Here is a 19820-nt window from a genome sequence, read left to right as displayed (position 1 = left end):
TAATGAAATCTATTTTTCTTTTTTAAATCGTACTGTTTTATCCCAACCAATTACTTGTTTCTTGCTCTTTGCGCGTAAGTAAAGAATGAGACTGCGAATAAACAAATACGTAAAGAGCTGTGCGTACGTAAAGTACATAATGACGCTTATGAAAATGTTGGTCGGTGTAAAGGTTCGTTCGACGCTCTGGGCACTAAATAATTGAGAAACATATGTAATATATGCGACATACCACATGAATAGTAGTGGAATGCTATATTGAATTTGGAATATGCCGAGCAGTCCAATTACAAACCAAACGTTTGAAATAATTAGGAATAGCCAAAATACGACATACACTAAAACTTGTTGTAAGGAATGGACGAGAAGTTTCCCTTTAAAGAAGCTTAACGAAGAAAACATTTTTTCTAAAATGTATAAGTTTCCTTGAAGCCAACGTGTACGCTGTTTAATAAGAATGTTTAAATGCTCAGGTTCTTGTTCCCATGTAATCGATTCCGGGACGATTGGTAAGAGATAGCCCTTTTGGGTAATTCTTAATGTTAATTCGGCATCCTCTGCGATTGCATAAGGGTCATAGCCGCCAAGTTCTTCTAATGCGGAACGACGAAGAAGCATATTTGTTCCGGTTAGTGAACCTGTTTGGAATAATAGCCAGCGTCCAGATTGCATAAGGAGCTGGAAAATCTGAAATTCTAATGAAATCATTCGTGTAAGCCAATTTCTTTTTTCATTTACTGTACGAACGTGTCCAACTGCTCCAACGGCATCCTTTGTTGTTTCAGCATGTTCTACGAGCATTCGCAGTGCATGTGGTTCAGGTTGATTATCTGCATCGTAAACACAGAAATATTCACCATCCGAAATGCTAAGGCCGTAGTTTAATACACGCGATTTTCCTTTTGGTTCGCCAGGTGGTACACGAATGTGATGAATATGAGCATAAGCTCTGTCGAAATCATCGCCAATTTCAGGTGTTTCATCTTGAGAGTTATCGTTTAATAAATAAACGTTTAGTTTGCCTGGGTATTCAATCTTTGCCATAGCTTCCAATGTATCTTTAATAACAACCCCTTCATTATGGGCAGGTATTAAAATATCTACACTTGGATAATGTTCTAGCGTACGATCTTTTCGTTTACTATTTCGATGAATTAAGCCCGCAATTGTTAAGAAAGAGTAATAAACGAGTAAACCAGAGAATAGAAAGGCCGTAAAAATCAATACATATTTAATTGAAAATGTGATGCTGATCCAGAAAACAAGTACACAAAACAAAATAAATAAAAGAAGCATAACGAGTGTCATCATAGTGGGATATGTCCTTTGGTATTGATTTGTTCTCGTTTTATTTTAATATCTTGAATTGCTTCAGCAGCAAGCCATTGCTTCATTTTTGGATGTAGACGGTTCATTACAATGTCAGCACCGGCTTCATTTGTGTTTTGTAATAAAATGACTAATGTGTTGCTGTCATATTCAGCAGCAAGGTCAAAGTCAGTTCTGACTGTATCAACTAATAATGAAGCTACACGATCCATGACGCTTTCCTTCGTATATTTACTAAAGGAAGTGAAATCGAAGAAAATGATAATGCCTGTTTCATTACGACGATTCATCGCAGTTGTTAATAATGCTTGTCGTCTTTCGAATTCTTGTCTTGTTAATAATTTTGATTCTCCAATGTATTGCTCAAGCACTCTCACTCGTTCAGTTAACTCTTTATTTTTAAGGATAACCTTTTTTAATAGATGGGTTGAAATATAAACAATGAAGAAGTTAGCTGCCATCAGGAAGTGGGTAATAATATATTCCCATTGATCTGATGTACTCCATAAGTGAAGCCATGCTTCATAAAATAAATAGAATACTGAAATAATGGTTCCCAGTATGAAGAAAATAAATGCTGTTTTATCAGCTAAAAATAGGAATAGTACATTTATGATGACATATATAATTGTAAAAATGAGCGCGTGCTCATATTTCGTCACATGTACAGTAGTAAAATAAAATAAAATTTGTAAAATCCACATAGAGAGGACTTTATAGGACTTATCTTTCACGAAACGTTCCTCCTTAAAGATAATTCGTGCTGGATATTTGTAGTATGCACAATTATTAAGAAATGGACCATGTAGCTGGAAGTCCTTTTTTAGCGAGCGACATCAAGTAGTATCCCTCTTGTACAAGAAAAAATAAACAGACATACTAATTATTGTAACATATTGTCTATACATCTATACATAAAGGATTTAATATATATAAAAATTATGTTTATACTATATAAAAAAGCCTCCTTTTTAAAAAGGAGGCTTTCATGAATTTATAGGAACATCATACCTGCAACTGCTGCGTTTAAGAAGTTCGCTAGTGTACCAGCGATAACTGCTTTAATCCCTAATTGTGCAATTTGTTTACGGCGAGTAGGAGCTAACGTTCCTGTTACACCTAATTGAATTGCGATAGAAGAGAAGTTTGCAAAACCACAGATTGCGAATGTTAAAATCATATTTGTTTTTGCAGAGAACTCTGCCATGTGTGGTCCTAAGTTTGCATATGCAACGAATTCGTTGATTGCAAGTTTTTGACCGATGAAACTTGCTGCTTGCACGGCTTCACCTGGTGAAACCCCGATTAAGATTGCAAATGGTGATAGTAAGTAACCGAAGATTAAATCAAGGCTAAGTTTAATATCGAACCAAGAACCAACCAATCCTAATAGGCCATTTAATAAAGCGATTAATGCGATGAAAGCCATTAACATTGCTGCTACGTTAATAACAAGTTGCATACCTTCAGATGCACCGCGTGCAGCTGCGTCAATAACGTTCGCATCTTCACGTTCTGTAGAAAGTTCAACGTTATTATCTACTTTTTCTGTTTCTGGCATAATTAATTTTGCAATTAATAAACTTGATGGAGCTGCCATAATTGCTGCTGCTAATAAATGCTCTAACGGAATGCCCATCGCTGCATAGCCGACAAGAACCGATCCGGCAACAGCTGTCATACCACTTACCATAATAGTGAAGAACTCACTGTTAGTTAAACGTGCTAAGTAAGGTTTAATTAAAATTGGTGCTTCTGTTTGTCCTAAAAATACAGTCGTTACTGCATTTAAGCTTTCTGCCTTAGAAGTTCCAAGAAGTTTACTTAATGCACCACCAATGAAACTAACTAATTTCTGCATAATACCTAAGTAATATAAGATTGCAACTAATGAACTAATAAATACAATTGGAAGTAGTGCTTGAATAACGAAGATAAATCCCCAAGGTCCTTTTGCGTTGACTAAATCCCCAGCAACGAACCTAATTCCCTCGTAAGAAAAATTGATTAATCCTTGAACACCGTCAGCAGCAATTTTTAAGCCTGCTTTTCCAGCATCCCATCGTAATACAATAAATGAAAATGTCATTTGTAATGCTAGCGCGATTAAAATTGTGCGCCAATTAATAGCTTTGCGGTTGGAAGATAATAAGAAAGCGATTGCTAATACTCCAATCACGCCGCCAATTCCCCATAAAATATTCATGCAGTGTATGCTCCTTCCTCATAGTAAAAAAGTGTATAAACCAGTTGTCTATACTTTTGCGAATATAACATCTTAAGTAACTTATCATAATGGACATCTGAGGTCAAACGTCTAACGAAAAGTTTAAATAAAAAGAAAATTCTTTGAAAAAACACATATGAAATGAATTGACATGAAATAGGTTATGTTTTTTGTGGAAATATATTCATTATGATAACGTTTTGGACAATTTTCATGGAATATAGTGTACGAAATAGGAAAATGGATACATTATTTTTTCATGGATAGAGAGTAAAAGGAGGGGGATATAGGGAACACATAATAAAAAGAGCCCTCTAGTAAACTAGAAGGCTCTGAAACTATAACTTAAGGTGCTTTCGTATACCCTAAGAAATGGCTTTTCCAATAAGAATTGTTTAATGAAGCGATTGCTACACCTTTATCTCCAGATTGGATAAATGATCCCCCGCCAAGGTAGATACCCATGTGAGAAGGGCCTTTTTTATAAGTGTCTTTGAAATAAATTAAGTCACCTGGTTGTGGATTTGAAGTTTGTGATAAGCTGCTCCAATATCCAGCAACACTTTGGCGGCTAATGTTATGACCAAATTTCTTAAATACGTGGTAGATATAACCACTGCAGTCAACACCATTAGCAGAAGTACCGCCCCAAACGTATGGTACGCCTTGCATAGATTTCGCGTATGCAAGTAGAGAAGAACTATCACCGCTATTATTATTGTTGTTGTTGTTGTTATTTTGATTTTGATTGTTATTTTGATTGTCGTTAGGTTTATTATCTACTGCGCCGCCAACTGGTGTTTTAGATAGGAAACGTGTTCCGATGTAACCAGTTTGACCGTTGTAGTTAATTTTGCTCCATCCAGAGTTTTCAGAGATTACTTGAACCTTCTGTCCTTGTGGAAGTGCGCCTATGATTCTATAATTTGTACCTTCGCCGCTACGTACATTTAGTGCAGAAGCATTAATGTAGTAGTCGCCAATTGCACCTTGATCAGGTTGTTTCGGTTGTTCAGGAGTAGCCGTGCCACCTTTAACGAATTTTACAAATTCGCTACTAACATAGCCTGTTTTTCCTTGGTAGTTTACTTTAAACCAGCCGTTTTCAGATCCAACTACGTTTAATGTTGTACCATTTAACACGCCGCCAATTACACTATGGTAAGCAGCAGGGCCTGTACGAACACGTAGAGATGTTGCGTTAACGACGTAAGTACCACCAGTTTGAACAGTTCCATTATTATTTTGCTCTTGGTTGTTACCTTGAGTAACGTTTTCGTTAGAGCCGCCTTTTGTTACGTAGTCTTTGCTTAAGTAAGCTGTTTGTCCTGCGTAATTGATTTTGAACCAATCTTGAACTTCGCCTACAACTTGTACTACTTGTCCTTGTTTAACAGAACCTACAGTTGGATGAGAAGTGCTAGGACCTGTACGAACGCGAAGGGAAGATACATTTACTGTATAGTTTCCGCTTGCTGGTTGAACAGTTGCTTCATTGTTACTATTGTTGTTATTGCTTGTAGAGCCAGTATTTGAAGAAGCGCCTGATACAAATTGGCTACTAACATAACCAGTTTGTCCGTTATGGTTGATTTTCACCCAACCATTTTCTTCTCCAATTACGTTTAAAGTTTGTCCTTCATATACACGTCCTGAAACAGAACTAGAAGTGTTAGGAGCTGTACGTACACGTAATACATCAGCAGTAACTTTATTGTTGCCACCTGTACTTACATTGTTATTTGTTTTTGCACCATTTTTTGATACAAATTCGCCACTAACATAGCCTGTTTGTCCATTATGGTTAATTTTGAACCAACCATTTTCTTCTCCAATTACGTTTAATGATTGACCATTATAAACGCGAGAGATGACGTCGTGAGAAGTACTTGATCCTGCGCGAACATGTAGCACGCTAGCATTCACCGTATATGATGAATTGTTTGATGCGGAAGCTTGGACAGTTTGTGTAGCAGCTTTTTGTGTGTTTTGTTCAGGGGCAGCTTGAACGCTATCAAGTGTAGGGGCTGCTCCTCCTGCTACAGACACTGCCGCAAGACCGGCAAGGTATTTTTTCATAATTTTTCGATTCCTTTCTGTCTGCAATGTAGTTAAGAAATATTTACCAACTGTTAAAAATTCTAAAGAGCATGTCGATTACTGTCAAGACTTATGCGGGAATCTGAATATGACAAAAAGATTACAAGAAAAAATCAAGGCATAAATTCACACCTTGATTTCCATTTAAATACATATATTTGATGTGGAAAATGAGAAGATTATTCGTATTTAGGAAGATGTGCTGTTGGATTTTAAAAGGCTTTGAGAAAATGACCTTTGTAGTAATTTGGTGATAGGGCCAACTTGACCATCTTGAATCGCAGTTCCATCGAGATGGGTCATCGGCAAAATTTCAATAGTCGTTCCCGTAAAGAAGCATTCATCTGCTTGATAAACATCGCGAACGCTGAAAAGCTCTTCTTGTACAGGAAGTTGAAGAGTGTTAGCTAAAGAAAGGACGTACTGACGAATAATTCCGTTTAAAATAAGATGATTAGCTGGATGCGTATATAGCGTTCCGTTTTTTATGAGAAAGAAGTTAGAATGGCTACCTTCCGTTACAATACCATTTCGTACGAGAAGTGCTTCTTTACATCCTTTGCGTTCAGCTTTCGTATAAGCTAATACATTTGGTAATAAATTTAGCGATTTAATATCACAGCGGAGCCAGCGCGTATCAGGTTCTGATATAGCACGTACACCGTATTCGATCCATAAAGCTGGTCTTTCCTTTTTTGAAATATAAGCGTAGATTGTCGGAGTTGTGTCATATGAGAATGCATGTGCTCGAGCTTGTACACCACGAGATACTTGTAAGTAAATGGTTCCATCTTCGTGGAAATTATTGTTTTCAATTAATTTGTAGAGCAAGGTGATGAGTTCGGCTTTTGAGAAAGGGAGTGATAATTCTATTTCTTCCATGGATCGATATAATCTTGTTAAATGTGGGTCTAATAAGTGAAAGTTTCCGTTATAGAGGCGAATAACTTCATAAACGCCATCGCCAAATTGTAAACCTCTTTCTTCAAGTTCTATGTACGCGCGATGTTTCGTTGTATCAATAACTGCATCATTCCATAGTACAAATCTTTCGTATGCCAATTTTCGTCCCATCCTTTCGTTAGTACATGAATAAAAAGCACTCTAGTTATTTTTATGTAAGCAATTCTCTTCATATGACGTATATGTATTTATTTGCAAATCATAGAGAAGTAGTGGTGACTTATAGCATTTTGTATATACAAATTCGAAAATGAGAAATAAGAATCCTGCTTTTTGAAAAAAAAAAGCAACATTCGTATGGAATGTTGCACAAGGAGGGTAGCTATCTTTCATAGGGACATCGTCTTTAAAGGTTTCATTTATGCAAACAAAACACTTGGAAAGACAAGTATAAGAAAGTTGAAAACAAATGATGCGCATATTTCTCTAAGGGATCTTATTGAAGATGAGAGATAAGAAATATGTGGAACCTTGTTTACATATTTTATTATAAAGATGTTTCGTTAATGTGGTGTAAATATTAGGTGAAGGTTATGTAATTTTAAAGTTAATGTATAGAAGAATTTGTAGAGAGGAAAATAAAAAAGAGGCTGAGATTACTCAGCGCTCTTCTTTTCTTCTTTAATAGCCGTTTTTACTTCGCCAGTTTTGATCTTATTGCTTTCAGAGAAGCGAAGTAAGTCGCCTTCAATGATTTTGTCTGACATATTTAGCTCATTTTGTGCACGGTCAATAAGTGGTTGAGCCTCTTCTTTCGGTAATTGCAGAACTTCACCTGTGTTACGGTCGTAGAATGTACTGTTTGTGTACATGTACTTATCTGTAATGAAGCTACCATCACGAAGAACAACGAATCCTTTATTGTCTGGTGAGAATACGTCATGACCGAATTGAATTTGATTCGTAGAATCTACACCAAGTAAGTTTAGAATTGTTGGTTTAATGTCGATTTCACCAGTTGGTTTTGAAATTGTTTTACCTTCTTTTTGACCTGGAACGTGAATAAACATCGGTGTTTTTTGTAAGTTCATATGGTCAAATGTAGTAATTTCTTCTTTTCCTAAGAACTGTGCCATTGCACGGTTATGGTTTTCAGAAATACCATAATGGTCACCGTAGAATACGATAACAGAGTTGTCGTAAATACCTTCTGCTTTTAGACGCTCAATAAAGTGTTTCATTGCTTCGTCTAAATAACGAGCTGTTACCATATAGCGGTCAAATACTCCATCACCAGAGTTGTACTCGTCGATTAATTTCGTACTGTCATCATAAGTGAATGGGTAATGGTTTGTTAAAGTAAGGAAGCGAGTATAGAACGGTTGCTTCACTTGTTTTAACATATCGATAGACTGATCGAAGTATTCGATATCTTTTAATCCCCAATTTAATTTTGTTTCTGGCGTGATCTTGTAGTCAAGCTCGTTGTAGTAACGATCATAACCAAGTGCCGGATACATAATGTTACGGTTCCAGAACGTTGCGTTGTTCGCGTGGAATACTGATGTGTGATATCCTTGCTGACGTAAAATTTCTGGAGTTGCTGTATATTCGTTATTACCGTGTGTGAAGAATACAGCACCACGGTCTAGTGGATACATTGAAGTATCTACTAAGAATTCAGCATCAGATGTTTTACCTTGCCCAGTTTGATGGAAGAAGTTATCGAAGTAATAACTTTCTTTCGCAAATTGGTTTAGGAATGGTGTAACTTCTTGTCCGTTTACTGTCGCACCAATTAAGAATGTTTGTAACGATTCAAGAGAGACAACAATTACGTTTTTCCCTTTTGCAGTACCATACATATTTGGATCTGGTTTACTTTGTGTTGTTTTCACATAGTTTTCTGCTTCTTGCAATTTACTACTATCAGCAAATGCTTTTTGTGAACTTGATTTTGCTTGTAAGCCAAGATCGTATGCTTGGTGTACATATAATCCTAAGTTTTTAACAAGCATAACGCGGTCGAATGAACGTGTTAATAGTTCTGGACGCTCAGCTTCTGCAAGTCCTAGGTTTACGCTGAAAATAGCAACTGTTGACACGAAGTATAGGGAACGCATCGGACGTGCTACACGTTCTGTCGGTGCAAAATCTTTCTTTTTCTTCTTCAATAGAACGAAGAATACGATAATATCCGCAAATGCAAGGATGATTTTGAAGTTAAATAATTCTTTCACACTAGAACCTAAACTTCCGAAATTAGATGTTTGTCCTAGTACTGGTAAAGTAACGAAGTCATTGTAGAATCCGTAGAACATTACGTTACCAACAAGGATGAACGTTAAGATAAAGTTAATTCCTAGTGCTATATAGTTACGTTTTTTCCCTTTTGCAAATAATGCAAGACCCACAAACAGTAATGATGCTGCTAATGGACTAATGAATAAAATGAATTCTTGCATGAAAGATTCAAGTTTTAAATCGAAGCTAGTGCGTGTAATGATGTAGGTTTTTAGCCATACGGCCAAAGCTACGAATAAAGTGAAACGCACATTTTGAAATTGTGATTTCATGGTTTCTTTCATTCATTTCCACCCTTTCTCTATCAGGCTTGGTCGATTTTGGAGCGAAAAATGTTAAAATAAAAAATACATAGTTTTCTTGGCCATAATTAGAGTTTCTATATTCACCCATATACGACTTTAACTATGCATACCCTTTTTGGTTTCTTGTGCTGCTCATAAGCATAACGTCATTTCTGTATTATACAACAAAATTCATTTCTGAGAAACACTATAACATTTTACATTTTTTGTATGTGATTTGTCACTACCAGAGAAAACTTTAACATTCGTTTATAGGCTCGTCAACTAGAAAATATAACAAAAATAGAAAAGAATGTTAAGCGAAATTGAAAGTTTTTTGGTTGAGAAATATGGAATAGAAATCTTTAAGTGGTTGTCTAGAAAACTATTATATGAAGGAAAACACGAAAAAATTAACGAACACTTGTTCTTTTTGGTTTTGTTTGTTACAATGAAATTTCATTGATAGATTATGTGTAATTTTGATGAACTTTTACTGATAACATAACATATTGTAGCTTATTTCTTTTGAAAAATAGGGAGGCTTTTGAATGAAACAAAAATTTTCAGTTGAAGCGTTTTGGAAGAAAATAAAACATGTTGCGAAGCAGGCAGGGCAGTCGGTAATCTATGCGAGTTTATTGTTGTTTTACGTTTTGCAAAGACCGGATGTTCCAAAACGAGTGAAAATTATTGTAATCGGAGCACTTGCTTATTTCATTGCACCGATTGATGCAATCCCAGATTTCGTTGTTGGAATTGGTTATACGGATGATTTAGGTGCGTTAATGGCCGCACTATTACAAGCATCGATATACGTAAATGAAGAAGTGAAAGATAAGGCACGAGTGAAGTTGGCAGAATGGTTTGGTTCGGATATAGACACATCATTTATCGATCAAAAATTAGATCAATAGGTGAGACCTGTCGGATGACAGGGCGAACGTAAGCGAGGAAGTGCATTATGCCATCAGGAAGAACGCATACGAAAATAAACTTAATATCCCTTCCGGTTGTTTTGTTTATGCTCTTTTCGTATGGATTAACAAATTTTGATTTTTTATTAACTTTTGCAATTGGCTTTTTAGTAGGTACTGCATTTTTAACACCGGATTTAGATACGTACAGTAATGCGTATAATAAATGGGGATTCCTGCGCATTTTTTGGTATCCATATCGGAGCGTAATGCCCCATCGTTCCTTCTTCACACATACGATTATAATTGGTGATATTATTCGTATTGCATACATGTTAATCGTGTTTTCTCCGTTTTTATTCCTATTAAATATAATAGCGTTCGACGGAAATTTAATAGAAATTACGAAGGAATACGAGGTTGAAATTGTAACGTTTGTAATGGGAATTGTTGTGGCGAGTACGCTCCACATTATAGCGGATAAAGCAAATACGCGCCGAAAGAAAATGATGAGAAAAAAGAAGAAACGCAGAAGATAAAAAAACCGTCCCAAAAGGTATTTTGGGACGGTTTTTTTCTTATTAATAGGTAGGTTACTCTTGTCGAATCGCCGATAAAATTTCATTTACGATTATGCGACAGTTTCTTTTTAATCAAACGTTTGTTTAAAACTAAGCTTTCAGTACCTTAATCCCTTTCACGATATTCCAAATGAAGTAGTATAAGCTAATGATTCCGCAAATGCATAAGACGATGATTGCTCCAGTTCCAAGTGTTACGTCTGGTTGATCAGATCCGATGCCCATAATTCCTAAAATAACTAATCCAATAAATGAAGCAATGCTTGGAATAATATGTGTCCATAGAGCATGTTTTGCATGTGGTTTCGTTTCAGAATCACCCACAATCCACACGATAATAGGGAATAAGATAGGCGCAAATAATACACTAAAGTATGATAAAGCTGCTAATATTTTGTTTCCGTTCATATATATCACCTCATAAGTAATGTCCGTTGTTATACCTTTAGTATGCAGTAAATTTGGTAAGCTTCCTATCGATTAACATTACAAGAACGTGACGTTTTTGTAAGATTTTCTGTTTAAATGATAAAATTTTCAAAAAAATCTTTTTAAATGAAAATTGGTGTGATAAAATTAATGAAAACGTTTTCGTAGGCGTTTATATTTTTTTAGACTTAAAGGTATGATGACCTGACAGTCTATTGATAAGGTTATATCTATTTAAAAGGGGATTCTTTAGGGGGAGAGAACAATGAACACATGGACACAAGTTTACGATCCGTTCGGTAACATTTGGATTTCGGCAGCAGTCGCACTTATTCCAATCATCTTTTTTTTCTTAGCTTTAGCAGTTTTCCGCATGAAGGGGTATGTGGCAGGATTTATTACAGTTGTATTAACGATTTTGGTGGCTTTATTTGCGTATAAAATGCCATTCACAATGGCAATGGCAGCGACCGGATACGGTTTCTTATACGGATTATGGCCAATTGCGTGGATTATCATTATGTCAGTATTTTTATATAAAATTTCTGTGAAGACAGGTCAATTTGATGTCATTCGTGCATCTGTATTATCCATTACGAATGACCATCGTTTACTCGTTATTTTAATCGGATTTTCATTTGGAGCATTTTTGGAAGGGGCAGCAGGATTTGGTGCACCAGTAGCGATTACGGCAGCGCTTCTTGCAGGTCTTGGGCTAAATCCTTTATATGCAGCAGGTCTTTGTTTAATCGCAAATACTGCACCAGTAGCGTTCGGAGCGATGGGGATTCCGATTACAGTTGCTGGACAAGTAACAGGCATTGATCCACATAAAATTGGGCAAATGGCTGGGCATCAATTACCGTTCTTATCTTTATTTGTTCCGTTCTTTATCGTATTTTTAATGGATGGTTTTAAAGGAGTAAGACAAACGTGGCCTGCTTTATTTGTAGCCGGTAGTTCATTTGCAATTACACAGTTTATTACAGCGACGTTTTTAGGGCCAGAACTTCCTGATATTACGTCAGCGCTTGTAAGTTTAGTAAGTTTATCGCTATTCTTAAAAGTTTGGCAGCCGAAAGAAATTTATCAGTCTAAAGAAGCAAATAGTGAAGTAGCAGCAACGACGACATCTATGCCGAAACTAACAGTAGGAAAAGTAGTAAAAGCATGGTCTCCGTTCATTATTTTAACTGTGATGGTAGTCATTTGGAGCCAAAGTTTCTTTAAAGCATTATTCGCTCCAGGTGGTGCTTTAGAAAGTCTCGTATTTAAATTTGAAGTTTCAGGCTTGCACAATTTAGTAATGAAAGCAGAGCCAATTGTAAATAAACCAACACCTTATGAAGCAATCTTGAAATTAGATGTTTTATCAGCGACTGGAACAGCAATTTTAATTGCTTGTATCATTTCTATCTTTATTTTGAAAATGAGTGCAAAAGATGCAGTAGCCACATTTAAAGAAACGTTAAACGAACTAAAAATGCCAATTCTATCTATTGGATTCGTATTAGGATTCGCATTTATCGCAAACTATTCTGGTTTATCTTCTACATTAGCGTTAGCACTTGCAGGAACTGGCGGACTATTCCCGTTCTTCTCACCATTCTTAGGCTGGATTGGGGTATTCTTAACAGGATCAGATACGTCAGCGAACGCACTGTTTTCGAATTTACAAGCAATTACAGCGCAGCAAGTCGGTGTATCTGAAGTGCTTCTCGTTGCAGCAAATACAACGGGCGGTGTAACAGGTAAAATGATTTCTCCGCAATCAATTGCGATTGCTTGTGCGGCAGTTGGACTTGCTGGGAAAGAGTCAGATTTGTTCCGCTTTACATTGAAGCATAGTTTATTCTTCGTTACTATTATTGGGATTATGACGTATGTGCAGGCTTATTATTTAACTTGGATGATCCCGTAAACAAAAAAGAAATAACCTTTGCATTTTTCAGATTATAGGGTATGATGGGAAAGTATTGAAAATTAAATCAGTGATAAACTAGGGGTGCCTAACGTATGCGTAGGCTGAGAGAGAAGCGTGTGAACTTCTTAACCCTTTGGACCTGATCTGGCTCGTACCAGCGTAGGGAAGTTAACGGCTTTACATAATTATGTCTTTATGAGCCAGGTCCTTATTTTTTTATGGACCTGGCTCTTTTTATTTTGGCATACGCTGGCCATATCTCGTCCTTGTCACGAACAGGGGGGCAATAAAGGTTATGAAACAGTCTGTTTCTGCAGAGCAAATTGAATTGAAATCGAGTTTACCAGGAAGTAAGAAAGTGTATGTGGATGGGCCACGTGAAGGTATGAAAGTGCCGATGCGCGAGATTGAACAAAGTGATACGAACGGTGTTCAAAATCCGCCAATCCGTGTGTATGATACGAGTGGACCTTATACAGATCCAGAGTATAAAGTGGAGCTGGAAAAAGGGATTCCAACGCCGCGCCACTCTTGGACCCTGGAGCGTGGTGATGTAGAAGGATATGAAGGGCGCGAAGTGAAACCAGAGGATGACGGTGTGAAAGTGGCTTCAAAACATACACCTGTTTTCCCGCAAATGGATCGTAAGCCGCTTAGAGCGAAGCAAGGTGCAAATGTTTCGCAAATGCATTATGCGCGTAATGGCATTATTACGTCTGAGATGGAATATGTTGCGATTCGTGAAGGGGTAGAGCCTGAATTTGTTCGTAAGGAGATTGCAGAAGGTCGTGCGATTTTGCCGGCGAACATTAACCATCCTGAAGCGGAACCGATGATAATTGGACGTAATTTCCACGTAAAGGTAAATGCAAATATCGGAAACTCTGCTGTATCGTCTTCTATTGCAGAAGAAGTAGAGAAGATGACGTGGGCGACTCGCTGGGGTGCAGATACGATTATGGATTTATCTACAGGTAAAAATATTCATACAACGCGTGAGTGGATTATTCGTAATGCTCCGGTACCAGTTGGAACTGTGCCAATTTATCAAGCGCTTGAAAAAGTAAACGGAATTGCAGAGGATTTAACGTGGGAAGTATACCGTGATACGTTAATTGAGCAGGCGGAGCAAGGCGTTGATTACTTCACGATTCACGCTGGTGTATTACTTCGTTACATTCCAATTACTGCAAAGCGTATGACAGGTATTGTTTCGCGAGGTGGTTCAATTATGGCGCAGTGGTGTTTATTCCATCATAAAGAAAACTTCCTATATACTCATTTTGAAGAGATTTGTGAAATTATGAAGCAGTACGATGTTTCGTTCTCTCTTGGAGATGGATTACGTCCAGGTTCTATTGCAGATGCAAATGACGAAGCACAGTTTTCTGAGCTTGAAACACTTGGTGAATTAACAAAAATCGCTTGGAAACATGATGTGCAAGTTATGATTGAAGGACCTGGGCATGTACCAATGCACTTAATTAAAGAGAATATGGAGAAAGAACTTGATATTTGTCAGGGTGCGCCGTTCTATACACTTGGACCGTTAACGACAGATATTGCGCCAGGTTATGACCATATAACATCAGCAATTGGAGCTGCAATGATCGGTTGGTTTGGAACGGCGATGCTTTGTTATGTAACTCCGAAAGAACATTTAGGCTTACCGAACAAAGATGATGTTCGCGAAGGGGTTATTACGTACAAAATCGCTGCGCATGCAGCCGATCTTGCGAAAGGGCATAAAACGGCTCATCAGCGTGATGATGCACTTTCGAAAGCACGATTTGAATTCCGTTGGCGCGATCAATTTAATTTATCTTTAGATCCTGAACGTGCGATGGAGTATCATGATGAAACGTTGCCAGCAGAAGGGGCGAAAACAGCTCATTTCTGTTCAATGTGTGGCCCAAAGTTTTGTAGTATGAGAATTTCACATGATATTCGTGAATATGCGAAAGAAAATGATTTAGAAACGACAGAAGCAATTGAAAAAGGAATGAAAGAGAAAGCGGTAGAATTCAAAGAAACTGGTAGTCACTTATATTAATAACACGTTATACCTCTTTACTTGATTGATCACACTGTACCTAACTTAAATATAGAAGAAGCCCCCTTTGCTAAGACGGTAGCAAAGGGGGCTTCTGTTGTCTATCCCGCTATTTGTGGGCAGTAAAACTCCCACCTCAAAATTCGGCTGGAGCGAAGAAGTTAGGTGGGAGATAAACTGCCCGTAAACGCCCGATTGGTGAAGGCTAATAATCAGTGGGGGATGAACAACCCCCCCCACTGATTAAAGTTTCACTTTATAAGGCGAAGAATAATTGTACCCAGTAGTATAAGAGGAATAATGTGACGACTGTTGTGAGTGGGATTACGATGAGAGATACGCTTAAATAATCTTTCCATTTCACTTTAATTTTGTTTTGTCTTAGTATATACATCCAAATGAGGGAAGCTAGCGTACCGATTGGTAATAATAGTGAACCGATGTCACTACCAATGATATTTGCGAGATAGATAGTTTTTAATGTGACTGGATCTAGGCCCATTTCCGTTAACGTAATGGTACCAATCATAAGTGCAGGGTGGTTATTGAAGACGTTAGAGAGGAGGGAAACGAGTCCGCCCATTGCAAAGCTGGCATAGAGTAGATGCTGACTTACAACTGGTTCGAGCCAACTTACAAGTGCCGCTGTTAATCCTGCGTTATGAAGCCCGTAAATAATTACATACATAGAGAAAGCGAAAATTAAAATGTGCCACGGTGTCTTTTTTAAAATATCGACTGGGTTTGTTCGTAAGTAGTACCATCTCCAGATGAGAAGAACGAGTGAACCGAGTACAGCAACAATTTCGATTGGAATCGATAAGAAGGATGCAACGAATAGAAGACAGCGCATAAGGAAGACGAAGCCTAATACTTTTAACATAAATTTTGTACGTTTTTGTTTCGTATCAACAGAATTTTTTCCTTTTAACGGATGGAAGTTTTTCGTGAAGAAAATTTCTTCAATATCATATGAAGAAACAGGTAATTTTTTCGGGAGTTTTTTCTTTAAAACTGTATACATGAGCCATGACATAAACAATAATCCTAATGTTGCAGGTACAAACATCATAGCTGTATGCATGTAAAGAGTCATATGGACGATATTTAAGGCGATTAAGTTTACGATATTACTTACACCAATTGGTGCACTAGATGCAGTGGCGATTAAAGCACCGCTTAATAAATAAGGGATTTGTTGATGAGGTTTTAATTGAAGGTTTTTCAGAAGTAAAATCAAAATCGGTGTTGTAATTAAAATACTACCGTCGTTATTGAATAAAAGAGTCATAAGAAAACAAAGTAATTGAATATACCAGTATAAACGGCGACCGGAGCCCTTTGCTAAATTCGCAAGTTTTGCTGCGGACCAGTGGAAGAAGCCGAAGCTTTCTAATATAACCGCCATAACGATGGTCGCTAATATCGTTATAGAGGCACCGCCGATTTTACTTATAATGTCCATGACGTCTGGTTTTGATACAAGTCCAGTAATGAGGATAATGCCAGCGCCGACTGCTGCCGGCCATGCCTCATTTAAGCCACGGGGTCGCCAAAAGACAACAATCATTGTTAAGAAGAATACAATAATAGTAATCCATATTTCAATGCTCATATTTAACCTACCTTTCTATTTTCCCTTGAACAAATGTAGCTTGTCTCAAGTTTATATTGCTAGTATATTCAGCAGGAAATAAGAAGAACTAGGCATATAATGGAATAGAGTGAATATGTGTTCTTTGAGCTATAGGACAAGTATCAGTGGTAGTGTAATAACTAGTAGGAGAGACGTCTAATAAATGAGGGGCATTCTATGTACGAATGCCCCTCATTTATCCCGCTATTTGTCGGGCAGTAAGACTCCCACCTCAAAATTCGGCTGGAGCAAAGAAGTTAGGTGGGAGATCAACTGCCCGTAAACGCCCGATTGGTGAAGGCTAATAATCAGTGGGGGATGAACAAAACCCCCACTGATTAAAGTTTCACTTTATTATTTTTCCTTCAAAAAAGTTCGATCCTTCAAGAATAAATTCCAGAAGAAAATGAATCCGGGTAGTAAAATTGCAATCCCGATTGCGTAAAGAATAAGAAGTGCATAGAATGTTTCGACCGTCGTAAAGCTTGTAAATACAGTTACGTCCGGATAAATGATATACGGTAAATGGGCGACGCCGTAAGCGTAGCTTGCAAATGCATATTGAGCGACGACAGCTAAAACTGCAATGCGAGGAAAGCCTAGTGTGCCATACTTCTTATTTGTCCACCAAAGGGAGGAATATCCGATAACAAATAAAATGATAGAGACTGTAAACCATGGGAATTGCTTTATTAGTCCTTGCATAAGCCAGTGTGTTTCAGGGTCCATTACAACGAGAGCGATAATAGCAGTCACGAGCGTTGCAGGACCAAGTATGATGGCATTTCTCCTATAAATTCGGTACGTATCTTCAGAACCTTGTTCCCTAGCAAAATCAGCAAGAAAGAGAGAGGATAGAAATAGTTCCGAAGTTAGTCCAAAGAGCATATAACAATAAATAACGGGACTAGAAAGAAGTTTTCCGTAAAGGAGCACTTCTTTTCCTTCAGACATCGTAATATAAGCACCTTCTGTAACGGGCAGCACGGTAATTAATAGAGCTGGGATTAAGAGCCCCGTAATACCTGAAATAATACGAAGAAGGTGTTGGTACTTTGGCAGGGAGTAAGCGAATACCATAAATGTACTGCGAATCGCAACGAGTACTAAAATTAACATAACTGGTACAAACATAACCGTTGCCAGGGTAAAGGCTGCTTTCGGAAAGAAACCGAGAAAAGCGACAACGACAAAGACAAGAAACGTATTTGTTACTTCCCAAGTTGGTGATAAGTACCGATTAGCAAGCTTGGCAGCAAGCGTCGGGTGTTTAGCGTATACCATGCCCCAAAAACCAGCCCCAAAATCAATAGACCCTAGTATGCTATATACGAAAATAAGAGCCCATAAGATGATGATTGCAATGCTTTCCTCATGCACGAGAATCGCCTCCTTCGTGATGTAAATCATTCTTTAACGGATGTTTCTTAAAGAATGTCCGTAGTACAAAGACTGTTAAAATACCGAGCCCAATATATAAAATGATGAATAAAACAAATAAAGGACCGACGAAATCAGCGCGTGTAGAAGCATCGACCGTGCGTTGCATGCCATAAATTGTCCATGGCTGACGACCACTACAACTAAAAATCCATCCGAATTCAATACCGAGCAACATAACGGGTCCACATGCGGCAGCTCCCCAAAGAAGCCACTTCGGTAATTCTACTCCTTTTTTTCGGTAAACAAAGTGCCAATATAAGAGGGCAATAGCTGCAACTGCAAAGGTAAAGGCAGCAGTGCCGACCATTAAGTTGAACAGTGTATGTGTGTAAAATGGTGGCCACGTTTCTTGCGGGAATTCCTTTAGACCTTTTACAACGGTGCTAGGGTCTAGTCCCACTAATAAGCTAAGCATGTTCGGAATTTCAAGGGCATAGTTTAGTTCAAGTGTGTTAGGATCCACAACCCCGCCAAGCGATAACGGAGCGTGGGATGTCGTTTCAAACAAAGCTTCAGCAGATGCTAGTTTTTCAGGTGAATGTTTATGTAAGGCAATAGCAGATTCGTGTCCTGAAAGCCACATCGTAGCACCAGTGATAAATGTAACGACAAGCCCTAACAGTAATCCTTTTTTATGGTAAGCAATTTCACGCGCACTTAAATTTTTCTTTAATAATTTAAATCCAGCGATAGAAGCGATAACAGCTGCTCCAGTTGTATAGGCTGTAATAACGACATGGAATGCACTTGTGCCAAAGCTTGGATTAAAGAAAGCTTTCCACGGATCAACGTTAAAAACTGAGCCATCTGGCCCCATTGAAAAGCCCGCAGGTGTGTTCATCCATGTATTTGCTGATGTAATAAGCACGGCGGATGCAGTGGCACCAATCATAACGAAAAATAGCGAGATTAATCTCATAACTGGAGGTAGTTTATCAGCTGCATATACATAAATAGACATGAATAAAGCCTCTAAAAAGAAGGCGAAAATCTCAATTTGAAACGGAACGGAAATAACTTGACCAACAATTTTGGCGAAACCAGGCCAAAGAAGTGAAATTTGTACACCAACAATTGTTCCAGTTGGAATTGCTACACCGAGAAGGATAGCAAAAGCCTTTGTCCATCTTTTTGCCATAATGGCATAGTCGGAATCTTTCTTCCAGTGATAGAGTATTTCACTTATAAAAATCATTAAAGAAAGCCCAACTCCAAGCGTTGCAAAGATGATGTGGAATGCTAATGAAGAACCAAAAAATGCCCTTGCTAATGTTACGGTATCCATATGTATACTCCTCTTCTTTTTTGCCATTATTTTCTGATTGAATTGGAAGATTTATTCAAAAAACTACCAAAAATATATATGTATTTAAAAAATGAGTATGGTAATATAATGTTTGAATATTCCCAAAAAAAAGAAATTAAAATTTGATAATATTTTGTTTGTTTTTTATGGCTGAATATTTTATAATCTTTTATGCGAACGTAAGTTCTGTTTCCGGGATGAAGAAGTTTATGTGAAATGGAGAGGGTGTTTTATGTATCCTGAAGTCATTAAAAAGATGGCATTTTCAAGAGAGCATAGAGATTTATTATTAAAGTTGTATAATAAAGAAATTACGCGTCGTGAATATGATCGACTTGTGGAATCGCTATATAGACCTTCTAAAGAGGTTTGCGAAGGATAAGG

General features: G+C 37.6%; 15 protein-coding genes and 1 riboswitch. Of the genes, 5 read left to right on the top strand and 10 right to left on the bottom strand.

Annotated elements, in window-relative coordinates; translation table 11 throughout:
- Positions 1–9: 9 nt before the first annotated feature.
- From NSQ47_RS19385 to NSQ47_RS19360, 6 genes are all read right to left on the bottom strand, one after another.
- Positions 10–1311: a glycosyltransferase family 2 protein gene (locus NSQ47_RS19385; RefSeq protein ID WP_204208512.1), complete on the bottom strand. Its 1302-nt coding sequence runs from the start codon at positions 1309–1311 to the stop codon at positions 10–12.
- Complete coding sequence (locus tag NSQ47_RS19380) at positions 1308–2063, bottom strand: diguanylate cyclase domain-containing protein (protein ID WP_341037754.1); 756 nt, start codon at positions 2061–2063, stop codon at positions 1308–1310. The genes NSQ47_RS19385 and NSQ47_RS19380 overlap by 4 nt, the downstream gene beginning before the upstream one ends.
- 260 nt (positions 2064–2323) lie before the next feature.
- Positions 2324–3535: a NupC/NupG family nucleoside CNT transporter gene (locus NSQ47_RS19375; RefSeq protein ID WP_078179476.1), complete on the bottom strand. Its 1212-nt coding sequence runs from the start codon at positions 3533–3535 to the stop codon at positions 2324–2326.
- 366 nt (positions 3536–3901) lie between these two features.
- Positions 3902–5635, bottom strand: coding sequence for a C40 family peptidase (locus NSQ47_RS19370; RefSeq protein ID WP_341037749.1), 1734 nt, complete (start codon positions 5633–5635; stop codon positions 3902–3904).
- Between the two features lie 210 nt (positions 5636–5845).
- On the bottom strand, positions 5846–6730 hold the full coding sequence (locus NSQ47_RS19365) for a D-amino-acid transaminase (RefSeq protein ID WP_080013674.1): 885 nt from the start codon (positions 6728–6730) through the stop codon (positions 5846–5848).
- Positions 6731–7215: 485 nt separating this feature from the next.
- Entirely contained in the window at positions 7216–9147 is a 1932-nt protein-coding gene (locus NSQ47_RS19360) for an LTA synthase family protein (protein ID WP_341037747.1), read from the bottom strand.
- Positions 9148–9698: 551 nt separating this feature from the next.
- On the opposite strand from NSQ47_RS19360, the gene NSQ47_RS19355 reads away from it, so the two are divergent.
- Positions 9699–10064, top strand: a complete 366-nt coding sequence (locus NSQ47_RS19355) for a YkvA family protein (protein WP_341037744.1) — start codon at positions 9699–9701, stop codon at positions 10062–10064.
- A 47-nt stretch (positions 10065–10111) separates the two neighbouring features.
- Complete coding sequence (locus NSQ47_RS19350) at positions 10112–10603, top strand: metal-binding protein (RefSeq protein ID WP_341037741.1); 492 nt, start codon at positions 10112–10114, stop codon at positions 10601–10603.
- A 132-nt stretch (positions 10604–10735) separates the two neighbouring features.
- Here NSQ47_RS19350 and NSQ47_RS19345 read toward each other — a convergent pair whose 3' ends face one another.
- Positions 10736–11053, bottom strand: a complete 318-nt coding sequence (locus NSQ47_RS19345) for a DUF4870 domain-containing protein (RefSeq protein WP_341037738.1) — start codon at positions 11051–11053, stop codon at positions 10736–10738.
- Between the two features lie 286 nt (positions 11054–11339).
- Here NSQ47_RS19345 and lldP point away from each other — a divergent pair, with 286 nt between their 5' ends.
- Positions 11340–12995, top strand: a complete 1656-nt coding sequence (gene lldP / locus NSQ47_RS19340) for an L-lactate permease (protein WP_341037736.1) — start codon at positions 11340–11342, stop codon at positions 12993–12995.
- 70 nt (positions 12996–13065) lie between these two features.
- A riboswitch (TPP riboswitch) is annotated at positions 13066–13181 on the top strand.
- A 112-nt stretch (positions 13182–13293) separates the two neighbouring features.
- Positions 13294–15051, top strand: coding sequence for a phosphomethylpyrimidine synthase ThiC (gene thiC, locus NSQ47_RS19335; RefSeq protein WP_341037733.1), 1758 nt, complete (start codon positions 13294–13296; stop codon positions 15049–15051).
- Positions 15052–15307: 256 nt separating this feature from the next.
- Here the strand turns inward: thiC and NSQ47_RS19330 are convergent, their stop codons facing one another.
- The 3 genes from NSQ47_RS19330 to cydA form a co-directional block, all read right to left on the bottom strand.
- Positions 15308–16666: an arsenic transporter gene (locus NSQ47_RS19330; RefSeq protein WP_204208519.1), complete on the bottom strand. Its 1359-nt coding sequence runs from the start codon at positions 16664–16666 to the stop codon at positions 15308–15310.
- Positions 16667–17041: 375 nt separating this feature from the next.
- A complete protein-coding gene (locus tag NSQ47_RS19325; RefSeq protein ID WP_002089640.1) occupies positions 17042–18067 on the bottom strand; it encodes a cytochrome d ubiquinol oxidase subunit II in 1026 nt (341 codons plus the stop codon).
- Entirely contained in the window at positions 18060–19415 is a 1356-nt protein-coding gene (gene cydA / locus NSQ47_RS19320; protein ID WP_002144830.1) for a cytochrome ubiquinol oxidase subunit I, read from the bottom strand. Before cydA ends, NSQ47_RS19325 begins: the two co-directional genes overlap by 8 nt.
- A 253-nt stretch (positions 19416–19668) precedes the next feature.
- Here cydA and NSQ47_RS19315 point away from each other — a divergent pair, with 253 nt between their 5' ends.
- Positions 19669–19818 carry a hypothetical protein gene (locus tag NSQ47_RS19315; RefSeq protein WP_002144831.1) on the top strand — a complete coding sequence of 50 codons (150 nt, stop codon included), beginning with the start codon at positions 19669–19671 and terminating at the stop codon, positions 19816–19818.
- Positions 19819–19820: the final 2 nt, after the last annotated feature.

This window comes from Bacillus sp. FSL R10-2780 (genome assembly GCF_038006125.1).
Classification (GTDB): domain Bacteria; phylum Bacillota; class Bacilli; order Bacillales; family Bacillaceae_G; genus Bacillus_A; species Bacillus_A cereus_U.
This window is presented reverse-complemented; position numbering and strand designations above follow the sequence as displayed.